Genomic DNA, 20,223 nt, shown 5'->3' with positions numbered 1-20,223 from the left:
TTGATAGATACTATCTTATTTACAGAAGCTTTCAATCACCATATTTCATTGAAAAATCAACGACTAAAAAACAACCTGCGGCAAAATGCAATCACACGTTACCGCAGGCATTCAGATCAAAATCTTATGATTTCAGTTTGCGAAACTCAGGAACAGAAAGCCCCCCAATTCCCCAATCCTCAAGAGCAACTTCATCAATAACAACAAAGGTCGTTGCGGGATTTTTGTGGAGAACTTTTTCCAACAATTCTGTCACTCCCTTGATCAGTTCTGCCTTTTGTTCAGAGCTTGGTCCTGCCCCCTCTGGGCCACCTTCTTTTGTCACTTTGATATTTACATACGGCATTTAAGCCTCCTCGGATTTCGGCTGATGTTTTGGAATGTAAGAGAAAATTTTTGACATGATCTGCCAACGACCGTCGTCATAAACCAGCGTTAAAAAATCCAGGTAATCACGCCCCATCATAGTCATGGTTGCCTTCACAAAGGCCATGCGATCACCACCAAATTCGATTGAATTAATAACATCTTCACGAATTTGCCCTGTATTCGCGGGTGGCGTGCGTTGATCCACTTTGGCAAAATAATCTAACATCGAGTAGTTCATATAATCCCCGTCTTTAGCATTCACATAACGGGCATCAGGATGAAATGCTTTTGTCAGAATTTTGCTATCAGCTTGGTACAACCCCTCAAAGTAATTCTCCAGCACTCCAATAATGCTGCTGATGTCTTTCTCTCTGATCATCAGCCAAGTAACCCCTCTGCACGCATCGCAGCTTGTGATGATGGTCGTTTTGCAACACGCTCAACAAAGGCCGCAACATTTGGCCATTTCGCAAGCTCAACACCAACAAAGTTTGACCAGTTACTCACAACAAACATGTAAGCATCCGCAACAGAAAACTGATCGCCGAGAAGATAGGTTCTGCCATCACTAAAGAGATTATTCAGGTAATCGAACTTGGTCCCAACATTCACAATAGCCGCCTGCTTTTCCCCATCAGTGGAAGAAGCTAAAAACAAAGGACTAAAAGCCTTATGAAGTTCAGCACTGGTATAGTTCAAATATTCCTGCATCCGAGCTGTCGCAACTGTTCCGGCTTTGGGAACAAGACCCTTTTCCGGATATTGACCAGCAATGTATTGAAGAATAGATGCCCCTTCGGTCAGAATTTCACCGGTCTCTAATTGTAAGGCAGGCACATAGCCTTTGCTGTTGATTGCCTTATAGTTTTGGCCCGACTTCGTTAAACCTGCATCCGTATCGACTTCTTCTATCTCAAACGTTGCACCGACTTCATGTAAAATAATGTGCGAGGCAAGAGGGCAGGCGCCGGGCTTATAGAATAATTTCATAGTCTTTCCTTTTCTCAATCAATAATGAATTAACTGAAAGAAAGATAAGACCATACACAATCAAAAGATAATATTGTTTATTCAAAATAATGATCTATTATTCTAATCATTATTTATGACGCAGAAGATTTAAACATGACACACGAGCAGTTGATCGTTTTACAGGCAATCGTAACAACAGGAACGTTTCGAGCCGCTGCAGAGCGATTGAACAAGTCCCAATCCGCCATCAGTCACATGCTCAAAAAACTGGAAGAAGAAATCGATATTGTTCTTTTATCTCGAGAAGAATACCGCCCCAAGCTCACAGCTCAAGGCAAGGTGTTTTATCGTCATGCCACCCGCGTACTTCAGCAGATGCAACAACTGGGAAGCGTAGCTAAAAATCTCAAAGCCAAGCAGGAAGCAGAAGTTTTTTTAGCTGTCACAGCAACATATCCTTTAAAACCTCTATTAGACGTGATCCGTGAAGCAACCGAAGCCTACCCGGCAACACATATTCATTTATCACGCGAAAGCATGAGTGGGCCTATTGAGCGGTTACTGCAGGGCAATGCGGATATCATCGTTGCAACAACGGATGGCGCACCGATGGATCAAGTCGAAGCAATTCCCTTTGCATCGGTAAAAATTATCCCCGTTGCCCATCCAGACTATGCGCCAGCACAAAATACCGAGATGAATTCTATTAGCGAGATGCAAAGTTATATACAGGTTGTCGTTGCTGATAGTGGAAGCGGAAAACAACCACAAAGCCGTGACCTTCTTCCCGGCGGTCTTCGCTGGACTGTTTCAGATTTCGCCGCAAAAAAAGACATTATTCTGGAAGGGATGGGATGGGGAGGGCTACCCGAACACCTGATTCAAAATGAAATTGATGCAGGTAAACTCGTTCCTCTCAATGTCGAAGGCTATCCACCACGACAATCTCATCTCTTTCAAATGCGCGCCCGCAATCGAGACACTGGCATCGTCGCTCAGTTCATCTGGGAACGCTTAACTGCCGCGTAGAGATTTCAAAGCTCTGTTACCTATATCTCAGATCAAAACGGCTATTTCAACGCCTTAATCATATCACCAGGAAAATCGGTAATGATGCTTTCTACGCCCATAGCCACAAGCTCAACACCGCGTTCAACTTCATTGACTGTATAGGTCGCCGTTACGTAACCCGCCTGTTTAATTTCTTTAACCAGTTCAGGCGTATACATCTTATGCCACAAGTGAATTGCTGAACATTCCAGACGTTTTGCATTTTCTTGCCAGCCCGTCATATCATCATAGAGCAGCAGACCTCTGGGATGATCCGGTGCAAGATCTCTGACAACTTCCAGTGACTTCAGTTTAAAAGAGCTAAACAGCGGTTTCTCAAGGTGCTTCGGCCATATTTTGTTCAGAAGTTCAACCACTCTGCGTGACGTTTCTTCTTCCTCACCATCAGAAGGCTTCAGCTCGATGTTTGGGTGAAGATCGTGTTCGATATGGAACAGCAAAAACTCTTCCAAGGACGGTATTTTCTCTCCCCGGTATTGTTCATCAAACCAGGCACCTGCTTCAAACTCTTGTAACTCGTCAAAGCTATAATCTTTGACCAGTTCGTCGATACCGGACGTCCGTTTAAGATCCTGATCATGATAGATAATGGGAACACCATCCTTTGACAGCTTCACATCAAATTCAGTCCAGCGGACGCCTTGATCAAGAGCTTCACGCAGACTTGCCATTGTGTTTTCCGGTCGAATGCCTTTTGCCCCTCTGTGGGCCTGTACTTTAGGCAGTTTTACCAGCGGAGTGGCGTTTGCCATGCTCCATCTCCCATTACTTAATCATGCTTACTTGAAATAGAAAACGGACAATCTTTTTACAAGATCGTCCGTTTCTTAATACCTGCTTTTTATGACAGGTCAATTACCAGTTTACATGGCATAGTAGGTCCAGTTTATCCCCGAACTTCCTAACCAGGCAGGAGATTTATTCTTCGTCTTCCTGGCCTTCAAGATCTTCACCGGTTTCTTGATCAACGCGTTTCATGGAAAGTTTAACCTTACCACCGCGCTCAATACCGATACATTTAACCTTAACCATGTCACCTTCGTTTACAACATCGGTCACTTTGCCAACACGACGGTTTTCCAACTCAGAGATATGAACAAGACCGTCACGGGCACCCATAAAGTTAACGAAAGCACCAAAATCAACGCAGCGAACGACTTTACCATCGTAAACAACACCAACTTCTGGCTCAGCAACAATTGACTTGATCCAATCAACAGCCGCATCGCCTGCTTCTTTATCAACAGCAGCAACCTTGATTGTACCGTCATCTTCGATATCAATCTTGGCACCTGTTTCTTCAGTGATTTCACGGATAACTTTACCGCCAGTACCAATAACTTCGCGGATTTTATCTTTTGGAATGCTGAATGTTGTGATGCGTGGTGCGTGCTCGGAAACACCTTCACGACCAGATGTCAGGGCTTTTGCCATTTCACCCAGAATGTGAATACGACCATCATGAGCCTGCTCCAGAGCAACCTTCATGATTTCCTGTGTGATGGATGTAATTTTGATATCCATCTGCAGCGCAGTCACACCGTTTTCAGTACCTGCAACTTTAAAGTCCATGTCACCAAGATGATCTTCATCACCGAGAATGTCAGAAAGAACAGCAAAATCATCGCCTTCTTTAATCAGTCCCATAGCGATACCCGCAACAGGCGACCCAAGAGGAACACCAGCATCCATCAAGGCAAGCGAAGAACCACAAACTGTTGCCATTGAAGATGAACCGTTAGATTCTGTGATCTCAGAAACAACACGCATTGTGTATGGGAAATCTTCTTTTGTTGGAAGCAATGGGCGAATCGCACGCCAAGCAAGTTTACCATGACCGATTTCACGACGGCCTGGGCCACGTAGGAAGCCAGCTTCACCAACAGAGTATGGTGGGAAGTTATAGTGAAGCAAGAAGTGCTCACGATAGCTGCCATCAAGCTGATCAATAATCTGCTCGTCTTGGCCAGTACCCAATGTAGAAGTAACAAGAGCCTGTGTTTCGCCACGCGTAAAGAGCGCAGAACCGTGTGTTAGCGGAAGTTTACCAACTTCAGCAACAATCGGGCGAATCTGTTTGGTGTTACGACCATCGATACGCATGCTTGTTTTCAGGATACTGCCACGAACAACTTCAGCTTCCAGCTTTTTGAATAGACCACCGGCAATCGCAGTTTCGTCTTCTTCCAAACCTTCCAAAGCGGCTTGTTTAACCGCAGCAATATTCGCCTGACGTTGCAGTTTTTCCTGCTCGCCGTAGGCTTCCGCAAATTTATCAAGAATGCTACCAGCGATCAGTTTTTCTTTCACGGCAGCAACAGCGGGATCAACAGGTGCTAGTTCACGAGGATCTTTTGCACACTCTTCAGCCAATTCAATAATTGCATTGATCACAGGCATCATCTGTTCATGACCAAAAGCAACAGCGCCGAGCATAACTTCTTCGGACAGCTCTTTTGCTTCTGATTCAACCATCAACACACCTTCGTGCGTACCGGCCAGAACAAGATCAAGATCCATGTTCTCGTAATCTTGCATCAACGGGTTAAGAACGTATTCATCATTCTCATAACCAACGCGACAGCCACCAATTGGGCCGAGGAAGGGAAGACCAGAGATTGTCAGTGCCGCAGAAGCACCAATCATAGCAATGATGTCAGGATCATTTTCAAGATCGTGACTGACAACAGTACAGATAACCTGAGTTTCGTTTAGATATCCATCAGCAAAAAGCGGACGAAGTGGACGGTCAATCAGACGAGAAACCAAAGTTTCCTTTTCAGATGGGCGCGCTTCACGTTTGAAGAAACCACCAGGTATCTTACCTGCAGCATAGGTTTTTTCCTGATAGTTTACTGTCAGCGGGAAAAAATCCTGACCAGGTTTTACGCTACGTGCACCAACAGCTGTACAAAGTACAACAGTGTCACCGTAAGTTGCCAATACTGCACCGTCGGCCTGACGTGCAATCTGACCAGTTTCCAGCTTAAGGGTACGACCACCCCATTCAATTTCTTTAGTGTAGATGTTAAACATCAGTTTTCCTTATTATGACGGGCCGGTTTCTTTTATTTTGCCGGGCCTACGTAAACTGTCCGTATATTCGAACAGCTTACGCAGGACCGGCGCAGACCTGACATTGCCCCGCCCCCCGAAACAATATCAAATAACTATTCAGTTCATGCCCAATTCACGGCATAGCGAGAAAAATTCTCACATTCCTACACTTGGCCAGTCCTCGAATAGACGTACACCCGGTCAACAGGAATGATATTCGCTGTGGACCGGGTGTTACATGAAACTTCCTTTGCCTTAGCGGCGAAGGCCGAGACGTTTAATCAAAGCATCATAACGGCCCTGATTTTTCTTTTTGGTGTAGTCCAGCAGACGACGACGCTGACCAACCATCCCAAGAAGACCACGACGGGAATGGAAATCCTTTTTATGATCTTTCAGGTGTTCAGTCAGGTTGTTGATACGCTCAGATAGAATAGCTACCTGTACTTCTGGAGAACCAGTATCACCTTCAACAGTTGCGAACTCTTTGACGAGCTCCTGCTTACGCTCAGCCGTAATCGACATCGCTTTTTCCTTCTTTAAAAGCTATCTAGGAAAATCCTAGAGATTTAAAACACGTACTGATCTAACCTCACCTTTTTCAAATCGGGCCAGAGCAACGGGTGTTCCATTTTCTGTTGCCAGAAAAACAGCGCCGTTAACTAAGTCACCAATACGGTCAAGATCGTGTCGTGTTATCATAGATAACACCTGACCCTGACGAAGACGGGTTGCTTCAGTTTCTGATAAGGCCAACGCCGAGATGTCGTCCAGCGCGGTCTCTACCGGGAGCAAAAGCTCATCGGCAGCCGGACTATGCCCGATCTCTTCAAGAGATTCCAGTGAAATCGCATGTTCTAGAGTAAAGGGTCCTACGCGTGTACGTCGTAGCTCAATAACATGAGCACAGGTCCCCAATGCCTTGGCAAGGTCACGTCCCAGAGAACGGATATAAGTTCCCTTGCCGCAATCCACCTCAAACTCGGCCACATCGTCGCTGCGCATTTCGATTAAATCAAATCGGTCAACACGTACAATTCGAGATTTCAACTCAAACTCTTCATCGCCATCACGGGCAAGATCGTAAGCTCTTTTGCCATCAACCTTAATTGCCGAGTAACGCGGGGGAACTTGCTCCACGTCGCCAACAAAACGTGTAAGCATCTGAAGTACATCTTTTTTTAAGGGGCGAACAGGACTGGTTTCAATAACATCGCCCTCGCGATCTTCTGTAGTGGTAGCTTCTCCCCACTTGACCGCAAAGCGATAGGTTTTACGCCCATCCATCGCATAGGATACTGTTTTGGTTGCCTCTCCAAATGCCAAGGGAAGCAAACCACTCGCCAAGGGATCAAGCGTTCCGCCATGCCCGACTTTCTGAGCATTAAGAATGCGTCTCGCCTTGCCAACCAATTGTGTCGAAGAAAATCCAAGAGGCTTGTCCAAAACAAGCCATCCATGAATAGGAAGACCTTTTTTCTTACGGGCCATTAGCTGTCCGCTTCGTCATTCCCATGTTGCGACTCGGCTAAAGATTCGTCGTCGTTGTGGAGCAGGTCCTGTTGAACACTATCGCTTTGCAGCAAAGTATTAATTTTAGCAGCTTCATCAAATGATGTATCAGGCTCAAAACCGATCCGAGGACAGCTTCTCAGTCGCAGCATATGACTTAATTCACGTCGAAAAAAACCATTCGCCTTGTTCAACGATTTAGTAACTGCATCAAGATCAGCGCCACCCAAAGGCACAACAAAAGCCGTCGCATTCTTCAGATCAGGACTAATACGGACCTCTGAAATTGTGATAATCACGCCTTCCAGATTTGGATCATTAAAACTTGTCCGGTTCAGAACTTCAGACATCGCGTGGCGAATTTCTTCGCCCACGCGTAACTGTCTTTGGCTTCTAGGTGTACCACTGCGGTTTTTATTATTGGAACTCATATCATCCCTTTATCGCTGACGAGAGCTATTATAGCTCTCGTGCGATTTCTTCGATGACGTAACACTCAATCTGGTCGCCCACTTGAATGTCTGAATAGTTTTCAAAGGCCATACCACACTCGTAGCCTTCTTTGACTTCCTTCACTTCATCTTTGAAGCGACGCAAAGTCTTCAGAGAACCGTCATGGATAACCACATTATCGCGTAGCAAGCGAACTTTAGATCCGCGTTGAACTGAACCTTCGGTGATCATGCAACCAGCAATTTTACCAACCTTGGTAATATTAAAGACTTCACGGATTTGGGCATACCCGGTGAATTTCTCGCGCTGTTCAGGCTCAAGAAGGCCGCTCATCGCTGCTTTCACATCATCAACAACATTGTAGATGATGGAGTAATAACGAATGTCCACGTTTTCGCGACGTGACATTTCACGTGCCTGCGGGTTCGCACGAACGTTAAAAGCAATAACGAATGCACCCGTAGACTGAGCCAAAGTAATATCAGATTCGTTGATTGCACCAACCCCGGTATGAAGAATGTTCACCTTAACTTCGTCAGTGTTCATTTTCTGCAAGCTTGTAGCAATAGCTTCCATAGAACCGTGTACATCAGCTTTGACAATAACCGGAAGTTCTTCTGCTTTACCCTCTTTAAGCTTGGCAAGCATCTGTTCCAGAGAACCACGACCGGCCGCTGCAGCAGCAAGATCTTTTTTCTTCTGTTCACGATATTCCGCGATTTCACGAGCTTTGGCATCATTTTCAACAACAACAAAGTCATCACCAGCACTCGGTGTACCGTTTAGACCCAGCACCTCAACAGGAAGTGACGGTCCAGCAGAATTCACCTTTTGACCACGTTCGTTTGTCATGGCACGAACACGACCCCACTCGCTACCTGTTACAAAGATATCGCCAACATTCAGCGTTCCTTTTTGTACAAGTACAGTCGCGACAGAACCACGGCCTTTATCGAGCTTAGCTTCAATTACAGCGCCGATAGCTGCACGATCCGCATTTGCTTTCAATTCAAGTAATTCAGCCTGGAGCATGATCGCTTCTTCAAGCTTATCAATACCCATTTTTGTTTTTGCTGAAACTTCAACAGTCTGGATCTCACCACCCATGTCTTCGACAATAAGCTCATGTTGAAGCAGTTCCTGCTTCACACGATCAGCATTTGCTTCAGGCTTATCCATTTTGTTGATCGCGACAATGATCGGCGCATCGGAAGCTTTAGCGTGGTTAATCGCCTCAACTGTCTGCTCCATGATACCGTCATCACCAGCAACAACCAGAACAACGATATCTGTTACAGTTGCACCACGTAGGCGCATTTCAGTAAAAGCAGCGTGACCCGGTGTATCCAGGAAAGTGATTTTATTACCAGAGGCCAGGTTCACCTGATAAGCACCAATGTGCTGTGTAATACCACCAGCTTCACCACGGACAACATCCGCAGAGCGAATAGCATCCAACAACGATGTTTTACCATGATCCACGTGGCCCATGATCGTAACCACAGGTGAACGCGGCTGCTGTTCATCATCGGTTTCATCCTGGTTACCAAGGATACCCTCTTCAACATCAGCTGCTGTAACACGTTTAATTGTATGACCCAGTTCCTGAATAACCAACTCTGCTGTATCCGCATCAATCGTCTGATTGATCGTTGCCATTACACCAAGTTTCATCAGCTGCTTGATAACTTCTGTGGCCCGCTCTGCCATACGGTTGGCGAGTTCTTGGACGGTAATTGTTTCAGGCAGGATAACTTCGCGTAAGACCTTCATCGGAGCAGCACGATTTCCACCACGCTCTTGCTGAAGTTTCTTCTGACGACGACGTTTAACCGATGCCAACGAACGTTGACGACCATCATTATCCGAAGTTGCACTGGATATCGTTAGCTTGCCTTTATTACGACGATCACCAGTAGCCTCTTTTTTATCAGTAGCCTGCTTTGGAACAAAGGTAGGTTTGTTACCTTGCTTGACACGACCACCAAGCTCATTTGCGATAGCTTCCCCAACAGATGCCGGTGCAACATTAGGCTTTTTCTTTGGTCTTGGCTTTGGCTTGGCCGAACGAGGATCAGGCGCACGCTCAGCAGCTTCACGCTTCTTACGTGCTTCTGTCGTTACACGTGCAGCAGCCTTGGCTTCTTCTTCTGCTTTTTCCATAGAGCTTTTAGTGTTTTCAGCCCGAGCAACAGCCTGTTCAGCTTTTACGCGCTCAGCTTCTTCCGCAGCATAACGGGCGTCTTCTTCAGCCTGAATTGCGGCTTTGCGTTTGTTTTCTTCGTCCAAACGCTTTTGCTCTTCTTCTGCAGCCTGCTTTTTGCTCTCTTCAGCTTCACGTGCGGCCGCAAGGACCTGCATACGTTTTGCTTTTTCAGCATTCGTCAGATCATCATGCGGCGCCACAGGCTTTGCCACTTTTTTAGGTGCAGCAGGTGCTTTCTTCTCTGGCTTCGGCGCTTCGGTCAGACTAGGTTCTGGCGCAGTGACTTCTGCCATGCGTCCACTCTCACCGCGTTCAAATGTCCGGCTACGTTTGACTTCCACAGTAACGGATTTAGACCGCCCATGGCTAAAACTCTGCTTAACCTGGCCGGTTTCTACAGTTTTCTTCAACTCAAGCGTATTCGGCCGGCTTAATGTCAGCGGCTTTTTGCTCTTACTGGTGTCCTTGCTCGAGGTCATTCTTTCAGGCGTCCACTTACTTTTTTGGCGGGATGTCCCGCAATTCCTCTTACAGCTAACAACCGCGCCACATCAGCGGCGAACCTATCAGCGATTCCACTCGGTCTAAGCGCTACATGTACCCAAGTATCTCGGCCTAGCGCTTGCCCTAGCTCATGCCCGGTAAAAATTTCGTTTATCGGCAAATCAGGATCAATCGCCCTGGCCAATGCACGAATTTTACCGCGCCCATCTTCTGCCGCGTCTGCGGCTTGTACAAGTATCTTGACGTTCCCTGAAGAAAGCCAAGCTTTCGTTTTCTCAAACCCTGCTACTAAATGTCCTGCACGTTTTGCCAGACCTAGAGCATCAAGGCAACGTTTCGTTAGCTGCGCGTCAAGTTGCCCGATCAAATCATCGGGTACTTTGACTTTCGCTTTTGCCGAACGAGCGAATAATTGCTTATGACACGCTTTCTCTACCATATCCCGGCTTGGAGACAACCAGATTCCGCGTCCCGGCAGTTTTCCGAATAAATCCGGAACCACATTTCCCTCCGGCCCGATCACAAATTTCAACAGGGCCGACTGAGGAAAAAGATCACCAGAAGCGATGCAGCGTCTTTCAGGTTCGCTCTTTCGCTTTTTTCTGACCTTCTTTTTTCCCTCAGCTTTTTTCGTCGTTACAGACTTAACCAAAGTATCTAATCCTCTGGCTTTATCTATTCACTCGCCTCAGCAGGTTCAGCAGCAGTTGTCTCTTCATCTGCAAACCAGTGCGCGCGTGATGCCATGATAATTTCGTTCGCTTTATCTTCTGAAATCGCAAGCTCTTCGCCAAGCATCTCAACAAGCTCATCACCAGCCAAGTCAGCGAGATCATCCAGCGTTTTAATACCCTGCTCACCCAAATGAACCACCTGCTCAGAAGACAAACCGTCAACAGACATCAAGTCATCTTGAACGCCCAGGTTTTTACGAGACTCTTCCAACTCTTTCTCATGTGCTTCAAGATGCGTACGGGCGCGATTACGAAGTTCTTCAGCGATATCTTCGTCAAAGCCCTCGATTGCAGCAAGCTCATCAACAGGAACGTATCCCACTTGCTCAACACTTTCAAAGCCCTCTGCAACAAGAAGGTGAGAAATTACATCATCAACATCAAGTGCATCTATGAAGTTTTGTGACCGCTGCTTGATTTCTTCCTGACGGCGACGAGATTCTTCTTCGTCGGTCATAATATCAATATCCCAACCAGTCAGGATGGAGGCCAAACGAACGTTCTGACCACGTCGACCGATCGCAAGAGAAAGCTGATCATCTGGGACAACAACTTCGATACGCTTTGAGTCTTCATCCAAAACAACTTTGGAAACTTCGGCTGGAGCCAGAGCATTCACAACGAATGTCGCGACATCCGGAGACCATGGAATGATATCAATCTTCTCGCCCTGAAGTTCAGTCACGATTGCCTGAACACGGCTACCACGCAAACCAACACAAGCGCCGACAGGATCAATTGATGCATCTTCAGAAAGAACAGAGATCTTGGCACGGCTTCCCGGGTCACGGGCTACAGCTTTAATTTCGATCACACCATCATAAATTTCAGGCACTTCTTGCGAGAAAAGTTTCGCCATGAACTGTGGGTGTGAGCGGGAAACAAAAATTTGAGGCCCACGAGGTTCTTCGCGTACATCATAAATGTATGCGCGAACACGATCACCATTGCGGAAATTCTCACGCGGGAGTGTTTCGTCACGACGCATAATCGCTTCGGCTTTACCCAAATCAACAGTAACGTTACCAAACTCATTCCGCTTAACGACACCATTGATAACTTCACCAACACGGTCTTTATATTCACGGAATTGTCTGGCACGCTCGGCATCGCGAACTTTTTGGACAATAACCTGCTTCGCAGTCTGCGCAGCAATACGGCCAAGATCAATTGGTGGCAGTTCATCAAAGAAAAATTCACCAATTTCAATATCAGCCTGACGAACTCTTGCATCTTTGAGCGTTGTTTGAGTCAGTTCATTTTCAACTTCCTCAACAACCTCTGTATAACGACGCAATCTAACTTCGCCGGTTTTACGATCAATCTCAGCACGAATATCGCGCTCATGACCATATTTAGCGCGTCCAGCTTTGGAAATAGCCTGCTCCATGGCATCAAGCACTTCATCGCGCTCAATACTTTTTTCACGAGCAACAGCTTCAGCAACCTGAAGAAGTTCAGTTCTATAAAGAGCAGTCGTTTCCATTTGCCCTCAAATCCTCAATCTATCATGACAGCCCGAATTTAAATTCCGTACTATCACTTCACTTGTTTATCCTATAGCGCGACGTATCTATGCCGCTCTACAACGCATTATTCACAAGCGCGCGTTATCCACCCGCTTGTGCTGCAGCAATCAGTTCATCGGTCAAAATAAGCTTTGCGCGCGACATGTCCTGAAAAGCCAGATATACTTCGGCTTCTTCCTCTTCCAAGTCGAGATGAATAGCTTCACCTTCGACACCAAGAAGACGCCCTTTAAAACGTCTGCGACCATCAACGTTAATCAACATTTCAACCCTGGCATCAAAGCCGGCAAAGCGCTGAAAATCTGATAAGCGTGTTAATGGACGATCTATACCAGCGGAGCTTACTTCTAGACGAAAAGCACCGGAAATAGGATCTTCCACATCCAAAAGAGCCTCAATCGCGCGACTGATATCTGAACAGTTCTCAACTGTCATGATCTCAGTAAGATCACTATGTTCAGCCATCACTTGCAGCGTTTTGCGCTCATCACCACCTGTAATCATAACACGAACGATATCAAAGCCCATAGACGCTAGAGTCGGGGCTATAATCTGCTCTATCTGGGCAGCTTTACCGTCACTCGTTTTGGCAAGAAGAGGTATCGTACCTCCTTTAGCGTCCAACAATAACTCATCTCCGTTTGCATGTGCGCCAGACCTATGTCTTTGATAAAAAAAATAAAAACAATTGAAGGCGCTGAATTTAGATACAAAAAATGGGCCTTAAGGCCCGCTTTCAAAACTTCGATGTAGCGGGCTACAACAAAGTGTGTCCCGCGCGCACTGTACCCCCAGCCCCATTACAGTGCAAGCGCTTTTGTAAAACCACAAGAAAAGCACTGTTTACCATATGCTTAGCGATCAACAGTATATCAAGGACCTTATGTACGCGGTACTCTTTTGAAACGTAAATACCCTGGCTTGAGGCCTTTTTTCAGAGCCTTTTCTTCGTACCGGGTTTTAGGCCAATCATCTGTACGCTGGCTCCAGTCGTCTTTTGATTCAGCTTGCCAATCAAACAAAGGGTGAGGAACCGTTCTCTCGAGCATCCACTGCAGATACCCCATATCATCCGTTGCCATACGAAGTTCACCACCATCTACAAGCAAGTCTGCAAAAAGATCCAGCGTTTCGATCTGGACAATGCGACGCTTGTTATGGCGGGCTTTATGCCAGGGATCCGGAAAAAGAATGAAAACCTTACTCAGGGAATTCTTGGGCAAGAACGGCATCATATCGCGCACATCGCCCCGATAGATACGGACGTTCCCGGCACCATTATCATCAAGATGACCAAGTAAACTGGCCACGCCATTAATAAAGTACTCAGCCCCAATCAAATTAACATCAGGGTTGCGTTCTGCTTGCCAAGCCAAATGCTCGCCACCGCCAAAACCAATTTCAAGCCATGTTTCATGGTCGGATCGTCCGAACATATCATCCAGATTATAAGGAGTTATGTTTTCTGGATCATCCAACGTTATCTGGATTTTTGGCAGAACTGTTTCGACAAGCTCAGTCGCCTTTTTCCGCAGAGGGCGACCCTGTCGTCGGCCATAAAAAGTACTACGCTTAACAGGATCGCTCATCTTCTTTACTCTACGTCTTCTTCAGCTCTTATAGATTAAAAGCTGACTTAAGGTTATCCACAAGATCAAGACGCTCCCACGAGAAGCCTCCATCATCTTCCGGACGACGGCCAAAGTGGCCATAAGCAGCTGTACGTGCATAAACAGGCTTGTTCAAAGCCAGATGCTCACGAATACCGCGTGGAGAAAGATCCATGATATCCATAAGGATAGCTGGAAGCTTCTGCTCATCAACCTGGCCTGTGCCATGGGTGTTCACATAAAGTGAAAGCGGTTTAGACACACCAATCGCATACGAAACCTGAATTGTGCAGCGCTCGGCAAGGCCAGCACCAACAACGTTTTTCGCAAGATAGCGTGCAGCATAAGCAGCTGAACGATCAACTTTGGTCGGATCTTTACCAGAGAACGCACCACCACCATGCGGTGCTGCACCACCGTATGTATCAACGATAATCTTACGACCGGTTAGACCGGCGTCACCATCAGGTCCACCAATAACGAAGCGACCTGTCGGGTTTACGTAAAACTCATCATCAGAACACATCCAGCCTTGTGGGAGTTCTTTTTCGACATGTCGACGCACGATTTCACGAATCTGATCATTATCCATACCCTCAGCATGTTGAGTGGACACAACGACAGACGTCGCACGAACAGGTTTGCCATCGACATATTCCAGTGTTACCTGGCTTTTTGCATCTGGCCCCAAGCCTGGCTCTTCACCGGAATGACGGACATCAGCCAAGGAACGTAAAATATTGTGCGAATAAAAAATTGGCGCAGGCATATAACCTTCGGTTTCCTTACAGGCATAACCGAACATAATACCCTGGTCACCAGCACCTTCGTCTTTATTTCCAGCAGCATCAACGCCCTGGGCGATATCCACAGATTGCTCATGGATGAAATTTTGCACATCCATGTTTTTCCAGTGGAAACCGTCTTGTTCATAGCCAATATCACGAACAGCCTGACGAGCCACTTCTTCGATAACATCAGGCGTTACCGAGGCAGGACCACGAACTTCACCGGCCAAAACAATCCGGTTAGTTGTTGCAAGTGTTTCAACCGCAATACGGGACTGCGGGTCGTGAGATAGGTATAGATCTACGATAGAATCTGATACGCGATCACAAACTTTGTCAGGGTGCCCTTCAGACACGGACTCGCTTGTGAAAAGATAGCTGCCAAGTCGCACGACAACCCCTTTCTATATGATTATAAAAAAATTGATCGTTGCACCGGAAAATAACGATAATGCGACCCATGCCCGATCAAATACACTATATAACGCAAAATGCATATAATGCAAAAACGCGATCAGGAATGCCTGATCGCGCTCTATAATGCAATGCTTAATTATCGATTCATACAAAAATCAACTATTAAACAGATGTTTTCTGCAATGTCTTAACAAAACTTAAGAATTTGCGGCTTCCTCAGAAGCGGTTTCAGCAGCAGTACCCAATGCTTTTGTCATTTCAAAAAGACGCTTGCGCACATGCGGATCAACAATCTTGTAATAGGCTCTGACCAACTCAAGCGTTTCTCGTTTCGCCATTGGATCCGCTTCGTGAACAAAAGCTTCAACCTTTTCTTCGCTCATTTCACGTAAGCGAACAGGTGACTGTGAAGCAACTTCATCAGGCATGTCTGCAAAGAAATACCCGACTGGTACTTCGAGAACACGAGCCAAGTCATATAAACGACTGGCGCCGACACGGTTTGCTCCACGTTCGTACTTTTGAACTTGTTGGAAAGTCAGACCAATAGCTTCGCCAAGCTTCTCCTGGCTCATACCAAGAAGTGTCCGACGCAATCGAACTCTGCTACCAACATGAACATCAACTGGATTTGGTTTGCCTTTACCACGAACTGGTTCGTTTTCTTGTACTCGACCCATAATTCCACTCTTTCTAAACTGCACACAAGCAACCATCTATACGAGTATATTTATGCATACTATCGTATGTAGTCAACTTATTTCTTACAAACGAGTGTATTTTTTTAGGATCCAGCCTCTCTTTTTCGCCTGATTACTAGTGGTAGCAACAAAAGAACCATAAGTATCAAAACAGAAAAATTTCCAAGGATAGAAAATAACGTTCTTCTTGATACTTTTTTAGGTAACCCCGTATCAACAACACCCTTTTCCCCTAACCCAAGGCTTTTGACCACACGCCCATACGCATCAATAGAAGCCGATATACCTGTATTCGCGACACGAATCACAGGAAGCCCCTCTTCAACAGCCCTGAGTTGTGTCATGCCGAAGTGCTGATAAGGGCCACTGGTTATCCCAAACCAGCCATCGTTGGTTGAATTGAGTATCCAATCCGGCCTTTCAGAGGAATTAGCAACAGCACCTGGGAAAATAATTTCATAGCAAATTAACATACTCATCGCTGGAAGGCCCGGAACACTCATTGTCCTGACACCTTCCCCCGGGGTAAAATCAGAACTACCCGCTGTCATTTTCTTGAGAAAGGGTATCCAATCCTTCAAGGGCACATACTCACCAAAGGGCACAAGGTGAAATTTGTCGTAAGTATCAATAATATCTCCGCGACGATCCAAAACATGCATGGAATTGCGAAAACTACGTTCGATATCGCCATCTACAGACAGCTCTTCAACTCTTGGCGCACCTGTAATCAAATACCCTGAAGGAGGTACAACCCTAGAGACAACAGACCGCAGCTCTTTGTCACCAGACAACAAAAACGGCACCGCTGTTTCGGCCCAAATCACATGAGTTATGTCCTTAAAACCCTCAACCGCACTCAACTGCATTTGCGTAACAATATGCTCACCGCGCAATTCAGGCTTCCACTTATCTGCTTGTCGAATATTTGGCTGAACCAAACGCAATTTTATATTGTCGACAAAGGCTTCATCACCAGTTGATGCCGCACTTAATCGAAAAGCACCATACCCCCAAACCAGAACCGGCATGCACAAAATGAAAAACACAAAAGCAACACGGCGTTTCATCTCAGGAAACGCTAAACTTTTACCTTCGAACAATATCGAAGGCGCACTAGCAACAAGAAGAGAAAGAACGCTTAACCCCCATACACCAGCCAAACTTGCAAATTGAAGTATCTGATCAGAGAAGGTCCAGACAGAGCCAATGAGGTTCCAAGGGAATCCTGTAAAAATCCAGGATCTAAGCCATTCGATAAAGAGCCAAATTGCCGTAAAGGCAAGGATACGCTCAATTCCTTGCAACCTTAACCTTCCCATAGCATAGCCAACGAGAAGGTGGAAAAGCCCCATTCCTGCGGCTAAAGCAAGAATAGCAAAAGGCATTAACCAAGCGTGGCGGGCCGTGTTCACCAAAAAAGCGGCACCAACCCAATAGAGGCCAACAGCAAAATATCCTGTCCCAAAGGCCCATCCGATAAAAGCAGCCTTTTTCGGAGTCTCAGCCCCCTGCCATAACCAAAGCAACCCGACAAAAGCTGGAATCAAAAGAGGAATAAGAAATAAGGGTGCAAAAGCTGTCGCAGACAATCCACCTAAACCGACAGCAATCGCATACCGTTGCCACCCACGGATTGATTGCAGCTTAGCGCTCAGGCTATAGATACCTGCTAGTCCCCGCCCGATTAACATACCAGCTAGCCTTCTTTTTGTTCTTCGCTATCTGTTACCGTGTTCTTCCACACTTTCAGGCGCTTGATTCTACGAGGATCTGCCTCCAGCACTTCGAACATAACCCCGGTTTCCTCGTGTTCGATCAACTCGCCCCTTGCCGGCACACGATCTGCGAGCCAGAAAATAACGCCCCCGAGCGTATCAATGTCTTCGTCGCGTTCTTCATCTGTCAAAATGGGACCAATTTTCTCTTCCAACTCACCAATTGGACAGCGCGCATCTGCAATAAACGAACCATCCGGACGTGGATACAACCGCGGTCCTTCGTCCGTATCATGCTCGTCCTCAATTTCACCTACGATTTCTTCGACCAAATCTTCGATGGTTACGAGGCCATCAATTCCACCGAACTCATCAACAATCAAAGCCATATGGACGCGCGACATGCGCATCTCCAAAAGCAAGTCAATGGCCCGCATAGAAGGGGCAATGATCAAGACTCGGCGGACAATACTCGCAAGATTGGGGTTACGGGCACCTTTTGAATATTCCAAAACGTCCTTGATATGAACCATGCCAATGACGTCGTCCAATGTTTCACGGAAGACCGGTAGCCGAGAATGGCCTGCGCGGCTCATCATATCAATGAGATCACCAATAGATGTATCCAGATCCACAGCGATAATATCAGCGCGGGGCACCATGACATCAGAACACGTCAGATGGCGGAGCTTGAGGATATTACCGAGCATAATACGCTCGTCCTCACCGATCGGCGTAGACGACGCCGCTTCGTCTTCACTGCCTTCGATTTCCTCAATGATCTCTTCCATCGTCTCGCGAAGACTAGAATCGCCATTCTTGAACCCAAAGCTACGTGTTAACCAGTTCCATATTCCGCCGCGCGACGATGCCTCTGCATCCTGGTCACGCAGCGATTTACTATTACCTGATATTTCACTCATCTATCGCACCCTCAACACGTCGCTCGTCACCGAGTTCATAAGGGTTTTCAACGCCTAGCCTATTCAAAATCTCTACCTCAAGCCCTTCCATCTCAAGCGCATCATCGTCTTCAATATGATCATACCCCAGTAAGTGTAAAACACCATGCACCAAAAGATGTGTAAAATGATCTTCCAGTCTTTTAGATTGCTCATTCGCCTCTAAAATCAAGGTTTCCAAAGATAAAACGATGTCTCCAAGAGGCAAAACACCGCGTTGAGAGGCAAGATCCGCTTCATCCGGGTCGTCTAAAGTCGAGAAAGACAGCACATTTGTTGGCTTGTCCTTACCACGATATTCTTTGTTTAAAGCCTGAACGGAAGGATCATTTGCCAAGACAACAGATAATTCCGCTTCCGAAATTAACGTCACATCTGAGGAAGAAGGTTCAGCAGAAAATCCTGCAAGAACATAAGAGGCAATCACGGCCCGATGAATAAGCGCCTGATGGTGAGGAAGCCTATCATCCCACAGAGGTTCTCTAAGCTCGACAGCAACCTCGAATCCCGAAGACATAAAGGAAGCGCCTTCATTGCTCAAAGAGCGCTCCATAGCTTCGGTCATGATGAGATCAGACACTTCTCCGAACCTTTGAAATCAAGTTGTTCGTTGGCTTATTAGCCATCAAAGAAATCTCTTTCTTCTGCATCGCCCTTGTTATGACGATTATCATAGGCACGTACAATTTTCGTCACCAGTTCATGACGAACGATATCTGCATGCGCAAACTGAACGAAGCCAACCTCATCCAACTTCGCTAGTGTGTAAGATGCATCCCGAAGTCCGGATAATTGCCCTTTTGGCAAATCCACCTGCGACATATCACCAGTCACCACCATACGGGAACGCTCCCCAAGTCGAGTCAGAAACATCTTCATCTGCACAGGGGTCGTATTTTGCGCCTCATCAAGAATAACAAAGGCATTCGATAGTGTTCGCCCCCGCATAAAGGCAAGGGGAGCAATCTCAATCTCACCATTTTCCAACCGGCTCATCACCTGATCAGACGGCAGCATATCGTGCAAAGCGTCATAAAGCGGACGAAGATAGGGATCGACCTTATCTTTCATATCACCCGGCAAAAAACCCAGACGCTCCCCGGCCTCAACAGCAGGGCGAGAGAGGATAATCCGTTCAACATCCCCATTTAGTAGAAGAGAAACCCCATAGGCGACCGCCATATAAGTTTTCCCCGTCCCAGCGGGTCCAACACCGAACACCAACTCGTGACGTTGCATTGCTTTAATATAAGCAGCCTGTCCGGGAGACCGTGGGTTCAGCCGTCTTTTACGCGTAACAATTGCTAACTCATCACCGTGCGTTGATTCAACCGCCTTTTCGGTTTCTTCAACATCCGGTGTGATTTGCGCCATGCGAACAACGGCATCAACTTCGCCATCCCCGACATCCAGACCTTTTTGCAATCGTTCGTACAATGCTTTTAAAACAACCTTTGCTGTCGCTACAGAATCTTTATTACCGCTTATTGATACTTGATTTCCGCGCGATGCGAGATCCACATCAAGGTGCTGTTCCAATCGAACAAGATGCTGATCATGTTCCCCATAAAGCATGGGAAGAAGGCTATTATCATCAAACTCAATTAATTTATTCTGCCG

At 46.5% G+C, this 20,223-nt stretch carries 20 protein-coding genes; 1 reads left to right on the top strand and 19 read right to left on the bottom strand.

The window, feature by feature from the left end:
• Nucleotides 1-124: 124 nt before the first annotated feature.
• Genes WH96_RS11105 through gstA form a run of 3 tightly spaced genes read right to left on the bottom strand, consistent with a single transcriptional unit; the run spans nt 125 to nt 1,359 of the window.
• A complete protein-coding gene (locus WH96_RS11105) occupies nt 125-346 on the bottom strand; it encodes a tautomerase family protein (protein WP_047764181.1) in 222 nt (73 codons plus the stop codon).
• The gene (locus WH96_RS11100) at nt 347-748 is read right to left on the bottom strand and encodes a nuclear transport factor 2 family protein (RefSeq protein ID WP_047764180.1); all 402 of its coding nucleotides are present in this window, start codon (nt 746-748) and stop codon (nt 347-349) included.
• Nucleotides 748-1,359, bottom strand: coding sequence for a glutathione transferase GstA (gene gstA / locus WH96_RS11095; RefSeq protein ID WP_047764179.1), 612 nt, complete (start codon nt 1,357-1,359; stop codon nt 748-750). Before gstA ends, WH96_RS11100 begins: the two co-directional genes overlap by 1 nt.
• Before the next feature lie 135 nt (nt 1,360-1,494).
• Here gstA and WH96_RS11090 point away from each other — a divergent pair, with 135 nt between their 5' ends.
• On the top strand, nt 1,495-2,370 hold the full coding sequence (locus WH96_RS11090) for a LysR family transcriptional regulator (RefSeq protein ID WP_047764178.1): 876 nt from the start codon (nt 1,495-1,497) through the stop codon (nt 2,368-2,370).
• Nucleotides 2,371-2,411: 41 nt separating this feature from the next.
• Here the strand turns inward: WH96_RS11090 and WH96_RS11085 are convergent, their stop codons facing one another.
• From WH96_RS11085 to WH96_RS11010, 16 genes are all read right to left on the bottom strand, one after another.
• On the bottom strand, nt 2,412-3,164 hold the full coding sequence (locus WH96_RS11085) for a glycerophosphodiester phosphodiesterase family protein (protein ID WP_047764177.1): 753 nt from the start codon (nt 3,162-3,164) through the stop codon (nt 2,412-2,414).
• Between the two features lie 166 nt (nt 3,165-3,330).
• Nucleotides 3,331-5,448 (bottom strand): polyribonucleotide nucleotidyltransferase, encoded by a 2,118-nt coding sequence (gene pnp, locus WH96_RS11080; protein WP_047764176.1) that lies wholly within the window; start codon nt 5,446-5,448, stop codon nt 3,331-3,333.
• Between the two features lie 276 nt (nt 5,449-5,724).
• Nucleotides 5,725-5,994, bottom strand: coding sequence for a 30S ribosomal protein S15 (rpsO, locus tag WH96_RS11075; RefSeq protein ID WP_047764175.1), 270 nt, complete (start codon nt 5,992-5,994; stop codon nt 5,725-5,727).
• A gap of 36 nt (nt 5,995-6,030) precedes the next feature.
• Nucleotides 6,031-6,960, bottom strand: a complete 930-nt coding sequence (gene truB / locus WH96_RS11070) for a tRNA pseudouridine(55) synthase TruB (protein WP_047764174.1) — start codon at nt 6,958-6,960, stop codon at nt 6,031-6,033.
• On the bottom strand, nt 6,960-7,412 hold the full coding sequence (gene rbfA / locus WH96_RS11065; protein ID WP_047764173.1) for a 30S ribosome-binding factor RbfA: 453 nt from the start codon (nt 7,410-7,412) through the stop codon (nt 6,960-6,962). Before rbfA ends, truB begins: the two co-directional genes overlap by 1 nt.
• A gap of 28 nt (nt 7,413-7,440) precedes the next feature.
• Nucleotides 7,441-10,119, bottom strand: a complete 2,679-nt coding sequence (infB, locus tag WH96_RS11060) for a translation initiation factor IF-2 (protein WP_047764172.1) — start codon at nt 10,117-10,119, stop codon at nt 7,441-7,443.
• Nucleotides 10,116-10,796: an RNA-binding protein gene (locus WH96_RS11055; protein ID WP_053005845.1), complete on the bottom strand. Its 681-nt coding sequence runs from the start codon at nt 10,794-10,796 to the stop codon at nt 10,116-10,118. The genes infB and WH96_RS11055 overlap by 4 nt, the downstream gene beginning before the upstream one ends.
• A 23-nt stretch (nt 10,797-10,819) precedes the next feature.
• A complete protein-coding gene (gene nusA, locus WH96_RS11050) occupies nt 10,820-12,364 on the bottom strand; it encodes a transcription termination factor NusA (RefSeq protein ID WP_047764171.1) in 1,545 nt (514 codons plus the stop codon).
• Between the two features lie 124 nt (nt 12,365-12,488).
• The gene (gene rimP, locus WH96_RS11045; RefSeq protein WP_245629477.1) at nt 12,489-13,034 is read right to left on the bottom strand and encodes a ribosome maturation factor RimP; all 546 of its coding nucleotides are present in this window, start codon (nt 13,032-13,034) and stop codon (nt 12,489-12,491) included.
• A 254-nt stretch (nt 13,035-13,288) separates the two neighbouring features.
• The gene (trmB, locus tag WH96_RS11040; RefSeq protein WP_047764170.1) at nt 13,289-13,996 is read right to left on the bottom strand and encodes a tRNA (guanosine(46)-N7)-methyltransferase TrmB; all 708 of its coding nucleotides are present in this window, start codon (nt 13,994-13,996) and stop codon (nt 13,289-13,291) included.
• A 28-nt stretch (nt 13,997-14,024) separates the two neighbouring features.
• The gene (metK, locus tag WH96_RS11035; protein WP_047764169.1) at nt 14,025-15,197 is read right to left on the bottom strand and encodes a methionine adenosyltransferase; all 1,173 of its coding nucleotides are present in this window, start codon (nt 15,195-15,197) and stop codon (nt 14,025-14,027) included.
• Between the two features lie 222 nt (nt 15,198-15,419).
• Nucleotides 15,420-15,902, bottom strand: coding sequence for a helix-turn-helix domain-containing protein (locus WH96_RS11030; RefSeq protein ID WP_047764168.1), 483 nt, complete (start codon nt 15,900-15,902; stop codon nt 15,420-15,422).
• A 104-nt stretch (nt 15,903-16,006) separates the two neighbouring features.
• Nucleotides 16,007-17,617 carry an apolipoprotein N-acyltransferase gene (gene lnt / locus WH96_RS11025; protein WP_047764167.1) on the bottom strand — a complete coding sequence of 537 codons (1,611 nt, stop codon included), beginning with the start codon at nt 17,615-17,617 and terminating at the stop codon, nt 16,007-16,009.
• Nucleotides 17,618-17,622: 5 nt separating this feature from the next.
• A complete protein-coding gene (locus tag WH96_RS11020) occupies nt 17,623-18,564 on the bottom strand; it encodes a hemolysin family protein (RefSeq protein WP_047764166.1) in 942 nt (313 codons plus the stop codon).
• Entirely contained in the window at nt 18,557-19,183 is a 627-nt protein-coding gene (gene ybeY / locus WH96_RS11015) for an rRNA maturation RNase YbeY (RefSeq protein WP_053005844.1), read from the bottom strand. The genes WH96_RS11020 and ybeY overlap by 8 nt, the downstream gene beginning before the upstream one ends.
• Before the next feature lie 38 nt (nt 19,184-19,221).
• On the bottom strand, nt 19,222-20,178 hold the full coding sequence (locus WH96_RS11010; RefSeq protein WP_047764296.1) for a PhoH family protein: 957 nt from the start codon (nt 20,176-20,178) through the stop codon (nt 19,222-19,224).
• Nucleotides 20,179-20,223 lie beyond the last annotated feature (45 nt).

The organism is Kiloniella spongiae (genome assembly GCF_001026905.1).
GTDB classification, from domain to species: Bacteria; Pseudomonadota; Alphaproteobacteria; order Kiloniellales; family Kiloniellaceae; genus Kiloniella; species Kiloniella spongiae.
Note: the sequence above shows the minus strand (reverse complement) of the source record. Positions and strands in the feature narration are given on the sequence as shown.

What these genes read in the sequence shown, in the direction of transcription:
- WH96_RS11030 (WP_047764168.1), bottom strand. Translation starts at nt 15,902, where the DNA reads ATGGGTCGAGTACAAGAAAACGAACCAGTTCGTGGTAAAGGCAAACCA.
- nusA (WP_047764171.1), bottom strand. Translation starts at nt 12,364, where the DNA reads ATGGAAACGACTGCTCTTTATAGAACTGAACTTCTTCAGGTTGCTGAA.
- WH96_RS11085 (WP_047764177.1), bottom strand. Translation starts at nt 3,164, where the DNA reads ATGGCAAACGCCACTCCGCTGGTAAAACTGCCTAAAGTACAGGCCCAC.
- rbfA (WP_047764173.1), bottom strand. Translation starts at nt 7,412, where the DNA reads ATGAGTTCCAATAATAAAAACCGCAGTGGTACACCTAGAAGCCAAAGA.
- WH96_RS11090 (WP_047764178.1), top strand. Translation starts at nt 1,495, where the DNA reads ATGACACACGAGCAGTTGATCGTTTTACAGGCAATCGTAACAACAGGA.
- pnp (WP_047764176.1), bottom strand. Translation starts at nt 5,448, where the DNA reads ATGTTTAACATCTACACTAAAGAAATTGAATGGGGTGGTCGTACCCTT.
- WH96_RS11105 (WP_047764181.1), bottom strand. Translation starts at nt 346, where the DNA reads ATGCCGTATGTAAATATCAAAGTGACAAAAGAAGGTGGCCCAGAGGGG.
- rpsO (WP_047764175.1), bottom strand. Translation starts at nt 5,994, where the DNA reads ATGTCGATTACGGCTGAGCGTAAGCAGGAGCTCGTCAAAGAGTTCGCA.
- trmB (WP_047764170.1), bottom strand. Translation starts at nt 13,996, where the DNA reads ATGAGCGATCCTGTTAAGCGTAGTACTTTTTATGGCCGACGACAGGGT.
- gstA (WP_047764179.1), bottom strand. Translation starts at nt 1,359, where the DNA reads ATGAAATTATTCTATAAGCCCGGCGCCTGCCCTCTTGCCTCGCACATT.
- infB (WP_047764172.1), bottom strand. Translation starts at nt 10,119, where the DNA reads ATGACCTCGAGCAAGGACACCAGTAAGAGCAAAAAGCCGCTGACATTA.
- WH96_RS11100 (WP_047764180.1), bottom strand. Translation starts at nt 748, where the DNA reads ATGATCAGAGAGAAAGACATCAGCAGCATTATTGGAGTGCTGGAGAAT.
- WH96_RS11010 (WP_047764296.1), bottom strand. Translation starts at nt 20,178, where the DNA reads ATGCTTTATGGGGAACATGATCAGCATCTTGTTCGATTGGAACAGCAC.
- truB (WP_047764174.1), bottom strand. Translation starts at nt 6,960, where the DNA reads ATGGCCCGTAAGAAAAAAGGTCTTCCTATTCATGGATGGCTTGTTTTG.
- WH96_RS11020 (WP_047764166.1), bottom strand. Translation starts at nt 18,564, where the DNA reads ATGAGTGAAATATCAGGTAATAGTAAATCGCTGCGTGACCAGGATGCA.
- lnt (WP_047764167.1), bottom strand. Translation starts at nt 17,617, where the DNA reads ATGTTAATCGGGCGGGGACTAGCAGGTATCTATAGCCTGAGCGCTAAG.